This window comes from Methylobacterium segetis (assembly GCF_004348265.1).
In the GTDB taxonomy this organism is placed as follows: Bacteria; Pseudomonadota; Alphaproteobacteria; order Rhizobiales; family Beijerinckiaceae; genus Methylobacterium; species Methylobacterium segetis.
In genome coordinates, this window is sequence record NZ_SMNT01000080.1 from 21,047 (window position 1) to 27,046 (window position 6,000).

The window sequence follows — 6,000 nt, forward strand, 5'->3', positions numbered from 1 at the left end:
AGGGCGCATCCCGCTCCCCGGCCCTCTCCCGAACGGGGGAGGGAGCGCGTCGAGGCACCGCGATGATCCGCCTTCTCACTCTCCTCCTCTGCCTCCTGGCCGGCCCCGCCCTCGCGCAGGCGCCGGGCGACGCGGCCTATGCACGGCTCGCGAGCGACAGCTATGCGGAGATCGAGGCCGGAATCGTCGGGCTCGGGGCGAGCGGCGACCCGCGCGCCGGGGCCGTGATCGGGGCGCTCGCCGACGGGCGCCTCCTCTCTCGGCCCGCCGACAGGGCCCTGTTCATCCGCGACGGATCCGGTCTCGTCGAGGCCCGCACCGGCGCCCCGGCGAGCGCCGAGGGCCTGAAGCCCGTGCGCGCCAACAACAAGGTCCGCCGGGCGATCGAGGCCGCGATGGGCGGCCTCAACCTGACGAGCCCGGATCCGGGCAAGCGCCGCGAGGCGGCGGATGCCATGTTCAAGGCCCGCGACGCGGGCGCGCTCCCGGCCCTCGACGCCGCCCTCGCGAAGGAGGCGGATGCGAGCGTGCGGCGGGCGCTGACGGAAGCCCGGGCCGCCGTGATCCTGGCCCGGCCCGGCGCGGCGGAGCCCGAGCGCCTCGCGGCCATCCAGACGATCGCGGGCCGCGGCGACGGCGACGCTCTAGGCCTGCTTCGCGCCCTCTCCGCCGATCCGAGCGAGGCGGTACGCGCCGCCGCCGACCGCGGCGTCCGGACGGTCGAGACGCGGCTCGCCCTGATCGGGGCGGCGCAGAACGTCTGGTACGGGATCTCCCTCGGCTCCGTGCTGCTCCTCGCCGCGATCGGGCTCGCCATCACCTTCGGGGTGATGGGCATCATCAACATGGCGCACGGCGAGATGGTGATGCTCGGCGCCTACACGACCTTCCTCGTCCAGGGCGCGATCCGCGCGCACGCGCCCGCCCTGTCCGAATGGTCGCTCGCCGCCAGCATCCCGGCAGCCTTCCTGGTGGCGGGCGCGGTCGGCGTCCTCATCGAGCGGAGCGTCATCCGCCACCTGTACGGACGCCCGCTCGAGACGCTGCTGGCCACCTTCGGCATCAGCCTCGTGCTGCAGCAGGGGGTGCGCTCGATCTTCGGCCCGACGAACCGCGAGGTGAGCGCGCCCGCCTTCATGACGGGCGCCTTCGACCTCTTCGGCCTCTCGATCACCTGGGGCCGGCTCTGGATCGTCGTGTTCTCGTTCGGCGTCTTCCTCGGCCTGCTCTTCGTGCTGCGCAGGACCTCCTTCGGCCTGAAGACCCGGGCCGTGACCCAGAACCGGCGCATGGCGGCGGCGATGGGCATCCGCACGCCCCTCGTCGACGCCCTGACCTTCGGCCTCGGCTCGGGCATCGCGGGAATTGCGGGCGTCGCGCTCTCGCAGATCGACAACGTCTCGCCGAATCTCGGCCAGGGCTACATCATCGACTCGTTCCTCGTCGTGGTGTTCGGCGGCGTGGGGAACCTCTGGGGCACGTTGGTCGCGGCGCTCACCCTCGGCGTCGCCAACAAGCTGTTCGAGCCGTATCTCGGCGCGGTGCTCGCGAAGATCGCGCTCCTCGTCTTCATCATCCTGTTCATCCAGAAGCGCCCGCGCGGCCTGTTCGCGCTCAAGGGCCGGGCGGTGGAGTCGTGAGCATGGGTGCCACCCTGCCGAGGCCCGCCCTCGTCGACCTGAAGGGGCGGATCTTCCTCGGCGCGCTGGCCGCGATCTGCCTCGCCGTCCCGCTCCTCAACCTCGTGGTGCCCGAGGGCTCGGGCCTGCACCTGCCGACCTACCTCGTCTCGCTGTTCGGCAAGTACCTCGCCTTCGCGCTGCTCGCCCTCTCCCTCGATCTCGTCTGGGGCTATTGCGGCATCCTCTCGCTCGGCCACGGCGCCTTCTTCGGCCTCGGCGGCTACGCGATGGGCATGTACCTGATGCGCCAGATCGGCCCCCGCGGCGTCTACGGGAACCCGGTCCTGCCCGATTTCATGGTGTTCCTGAACTATACGGAATTGCCCTGGTACTGGCTCGGCTTCGACCGCTTCCCCTTCGCGGCCCTGATGGTGCTCGCGGTGCCCGGCCTCCTCGCCTTCGTGTTCGGCTGGCTCGCCTTCCGCTCGCGGGTGACGGGGGTCTACCTCTCGATCATCACGCAGGCGATGACCTTCGCGCTGATGCTCGCCTTCTTCCGCAACGACATGGGGCTGGGCGGCAACAACGGGCTCACCGACTTCAAGGACATCCTCGGCTTCCCCGTCCAGGCTCAAGGGGTGCGCGTCGCGCTCTTCCTCGCCACCGCGGCGGCCCTGGCCATCGGCTACCTGATCGCCCGGTTCATGACGGTCTCGGCCTACGGCAAGGTCCTGATCGCGGTGCGCGATGCCGAGCCGCGCACCCGCTTCCTCGGCTACCGGCCGGAAGCCTACAAGACGCTCGCCTTCGTGGTCTCGGCCATGATGGCGGGGGTGGCGGGCGCCCTCTACGTGCCGCAGGTCGGCATCATCAACCCCTCCGAATTCGCGCCCACGAACTCGATCGAGGCGGTGATCTGGGTCGCGGTCGGCGGGCGCGGCACCCTCGTCGGGGCGGCGCTCGGGGCCATCCTCGTCAACTACGCCAAGACGCTGCTCACCGGCGCCCTGCCGGACGCGTGGCTCTTCGCGCTGGGCGCCCTGTTCGTCCTCGTGACGCTCTTCCTGCCGAAAGGGATCGTCGGCACCGCGATCGAGCGGTTCGGCAGCCGGCGCGCGGCGGCGAGGCTCCCGCCCGAGCCCGAGATCCCGGGCAAGCTGGCCGAGGAAGGGCGCGGCTGATGAGCGAGGCCGATCTCCTGAGCCCCGAGCCCGCGGTCGGCCCGGCGACCGAGCGCCGCCTGACCCGGGCGCTCCTCTACCTCGACGACGTCCGCGTCACCTTCGACGGCTACCGGGCGCTGCGCGGCCTTTCGCTCACGCTCGAGCGGGGCGAGATGCGCGCCATCATCGGCCCGAACGGGGCCGGCAAGACCACGATGATGGACGTGATCACGGGCAAGACCCGGCCCGATACCGGGGCGGCCGTCTTCGACGGGGTGCACGACCTCACCCGCCTCGACGAGCCGGCGATCGCCGATCTCGGCATCGGCCGCAAGTTCCAGAAGCCGACCGTGTTCGAGAGCCACACGGTGACCGACAACATCGTGCTGGCGCTCAAGGGGCCGCGCCGCGCGCTTGCCTCTCTGTTCGGCTGGCGCAACCGGGTGGAGGCGGCGCGCGTCGAGGAGATCCTCGTGACGGTCGGGCTGATCGCCCATCGCGGGCGCCCGGCGGCCGACCTCTCGCACGGGCAGAAGCAGTGGCTGGAGATCGGCATGCTGCTGGCGCAGGACCCGAAGCTGCTCCTCGTCGACGAGCCGGTCGCCGGCATGACGGATGCCGAGACCGAGGCCACGGCGACGCTGCTGCGGGCCATCGCGCGGGACCACGCCGTGATGGTGGTCGAGCACGACATGCACTTCGTGCGGGCGCTCGCGTGCCGGGTCACCTGCCTGCACGAGGGAGCCGTGCTGGCCGAGGGCTCGATCGACGCCGTGTCGGGCGATCCCCGGGTCGTCGAAGTCTATCTGGGGCGCTGAGCATGCTGGCCGTCGAGGACGTCGATCTCCATTACGGCGCGGCGAAGGCTCTGCGCGGCGTCTCGCTCACCGCCGAGCCGGGCCAGGTGACCTGCGTGCTCGGCCGCAACGGCGTCGGCAAGACCTCGCTGATGCGGGCGATCGTCGGCCAGCAGCCGATCTCGAAGGGCGCCATCCGGCTCGGGGGCAAGGACATTTCGCGCCTTGCCCCCTACGACCGGGCGCGGGCGGGCGTCGCCTTCGTGCCGCAGGGGCGCGAGATCTTCCCGCTGCTGACCGTGAAGGAGAATCTGGAGACCGGCTTCGCCCCCTGCCGGCGGGCGGACCGCCACGTGCCGGGGGAGGTCTACGACCTGTTCCCGGTGCTGAAGGACATGCTGCACCGGCGCGGCGGCGACCTCTCGGGCGGCCAGCAGCAGCAGCTCGCCATCGGCCGGGCACTGGTGACGCGCCCGCGCCTTCTCGTCCTCGACGAGCCGACCGAGGGAATACAACCCTCGATTATCAAGGATATCGGCCGAGCGATCACGTTTCTGCGCTCCCAAAAGAAGATCGCGATCATCCTCGTCGAGCAGTATTTCGAGTGGGCCCGCGACCTCTGCGACACCTACGCGGTGATGGACCGAGGTCAGGTGGTGGAGGCGGGACCCCGCGCCACCATGGTCGAGGCGGACGTGCGGCGCTGGCTGTCGGTGTGAGGATCGCCGCCCCGGTCCGGGAGAGGGGCGCCGCGCGGGTTCCAGAGGGGGCCGCACCGCCCTAGATCATCTCGCCCGCGATCCGCCGATCGCCCCACCAGCGTCCCGCATGGATCTCCCGCTTCCCCGGCCGGCGCGGCTGCGCCTGATGACCTACAACATCCGCCACTGCCGGGGTGTGGACGGGGTGATCTCGCCCGCCCGCATCGCCGAGGTGATCGCGGCCTGCGAGCCGGACGTCGTCGCGCTCCAGGAGGTCGATGTCGGGCGCGCCCGCACCGGCGGGCTCGATCAGGCCGAGGAGATCGCGCGGCTCCTCGACATGCGCCACCATTTCCATCCCGCCCTGCAGATCCTGGAGGAGCGCTACGGGGACGCCATCCTGACGACACGGCCGGCGAGCCTCGTCAAGGCCGGCGCCCTGCCCGGCCTCGCCCGCCGGCCCGGCCTGGAGCCGCGGGGCGCCCTCTGGGTGGAGGTCGCGGTGGGCGGGGGCCGCCTGCAGATCCTGAACACGCATCTCGGCCTGTCCGGGCGCGAGCGGCTGGCGCAGGTCGAGGCGCTGCTCGGCCCCGACTGGCTCGGCGGGGACCGGGCGCGCACGCCCTTCGTGCTGGTGGGCGACCTCAACGCGACGCCCCTGTCCCGGGCCTACCGGCGGCTCGCCGCCCGGCTCACCGACGTGCGCGGCCTCGCAGGCGGGCAGGGGCGCGGCGCCACCTTCCCGAGCCGCTTCCCGGTGCTGCGCCTCGACCACGTCTTCGTCAGCGACGGTGTCACGGCCGAGCGGGCCGGCGTCGTGCGGGGTGCGCTACCGCGCCTCGCCTCGGACCACCTGCCGCTCCTCACGGAGCTCTGCCTCACGCCGGCACCGGCCGGGATCGCCGCGCGGGCGTCGGCGACGGTCTAGCGGTCCGGGCCGGAGGGCACGGCGGGCTCCCTCTCCCGGACGGGAGCGGGGTGGGGCGAGGGATGCGCCCTGTCCGGAGAGGCCGCCTCCCTCACCGCCTCCCTCTCGGACCGGGAGGGGACGCGCGCGGCATCCCCCGGCGCCGCGGGTTCCGTGCGGACGCGCAGGGCGCGCCGGCGGCGCCACGGGCGCCAGAGGTCGGCGGTGCCGACCGGATCGCCGACATGCCACGCCTCGATGAACCGGGCGAGGAGGCCCCGCCGGGAGGCGACGACGGCGCAGAGGCGCTCGGGCGAGACGAGGGCGGGGTCGTCGAGGGCGGCGCGCACCGAGCCGCGCTGCCGCACCACCGCCTCGAACCGGTCTCGCGGACAGCCGGCATGGTGGGCGACGAAGCCGTCGCGCACGCGCGCGATCGCCTCCCGGCGCAGGTCGTGGGGCTCACCGGGCAGAGCCTCGATCGCGAGGTCGCACTCGGTGTCGAGGCCGAGCGACCGGTTGTTGAGGTTCGTCGAGCCGACCCGCAGCAGCCGGTCGTCGAAGACCGCGACCTTCGAGTGGACGAGGATCGGGCCGCCGGCCGGCGTGCGGGGCGCCAGCACCCGCAGGCGACGATGGGGGTCGGCCGCGCGCAGCCGCGCGATCAGGCCGCGGCGGGCGCTGTCCATGGTCAGCCGGTCGAAGCCGTTCGGGCTGCGCTCGGTCAGCACCACGACGATCTCGGGCCCGTCCGGCTCGGCGAGCCGGGCGGCCAGCGCCGCCGCGATCAGGGGCGACGTGAAATACTGG

6 protein-coding genes are annotated in these 6,000 nt (G+C 72.8%); 5 read left to right on the top strand and 1 reads right to left on the bottom strand.

The features are described 5' to 3' along the window. Window positions 1-62: 62 nt before the first annotated feature. From urtB to E1J50_RS18965, 5 genes are all read left to right on the top strand, one after another. Complete coding sequence (urtB, locus tag E1J50_RS18945; RefSeq protein ID WP_132255387.1) at window positions 63-1,640, top strand: urea ABC transporter permease subunit UrtB; 1,578 nt, start codon at window positions 63-65, stop codon at window positions 1,638-1,640. A 2-nt stretch (window positions 1,641-1,642) separates the two neighbouring features. After that, window positions 1,643-2,803, top strand: a complete 1,161-nt coding sequence (urtC, locus tag E1J50_RS18950) for an urea ABC transporter permease subunit UrtC (RefSeq protein WP_132255388.1) — start codon at window positions 1,643-1,645, stop codon at window positions 2,801-2,803. Next, complete coding sequence (gene urtD / locus E1J50_RS18955) at window positions 2,803-3,603, top strand: urea ABC transporter ATP-binding protein UrtD (protein ID WP_132255389.1); 801 nt, start codon at window positions 2,803-2,805, stop codon at window positions 3,601-3,603. Before urtC ends, urtD begins: the two co-directional genes overlap by 1 nt. 2 nt (window positions 3,604-3,605) lie before the next feature. Further along, window positions 3,606-4,301 carry an urea ABC transporter ATP-binding subunit UrtE gene (gene urtE / locus E1J50_RS18960; RefSeq protein WP_132255390.1) on the top strand — a complete coding sequence of 232 codons (696 nt, stop codon included), beginning with the start codon at window positions 3,606-3,608 and terminating at the stop codon, window positions 4,299-4,301. Window positions 4,302-4,410: 109 nt separating this feature from the next. Next, window positions 4,411-5,211 carry an endonuclease/exonuclease/phosphatase family protein gene (locus tag E1J50_RS18965; protein WP_132255391.1) on the top strand — a complete coding sequence of 267 codons (801 nt, stop codon included), beginning with the start codon at window positions 4,411-4,413 and terminating at the stop codon, window positions 5,209-5,211. Here E1J50_RS18965 and E1J50_RS18970 read toward each other — a convergent pair. Beyond that, window positions 5,208-6,000, bottom strand: a 793-nt coding sequence (locus E1J50_RS18970) for a phospholipase D-like domain-containing protein (protein WP_245516646.1), incomplete at its 5' end; no start/stop codon positions are given. The genes E1J50_RS18965 and E1J50_RS18970 overlap by 4 nt on opposite strands.

Bases quoted from the DNA above. Each gene is read 5' to 3' on its own strand.
- urtD (WP_132255389.1), top strand. From the start codon at position 2,803: ATGAGCGAGGCCGATCTCCTGAGCCCCGAGCCCGCGGTCGGCCCGGCG.
- E1J50_RS18965 (WP_132255391.1), top strand. From the start codon at position 4,411: ATGGATCTCCCGCTTCCCCGGCCGGCGCGGCTGCGCCTGATGACCTAC.
- urtB (WP_132255387.1), top strand. From the start codon at position 63: ATGATCCGCCTTCTCACTCTCCTCCTCTGCCTCCTGGCCGGCCCCGCC.
- urtC (WP_132255388.1), top strand. From the start codon at position 1,643: ATGGGTGCCACCCTGCCGAGGCCCGCCCTCGTCGACCTGAAGGGGCGG.
- urtE (WP_132255390.1), top strand. From the start codon at position 3,606: ATGCTGGCCGTCGAGGACGTCGATCTCCATTACGGCGCGGCGAAGGCT.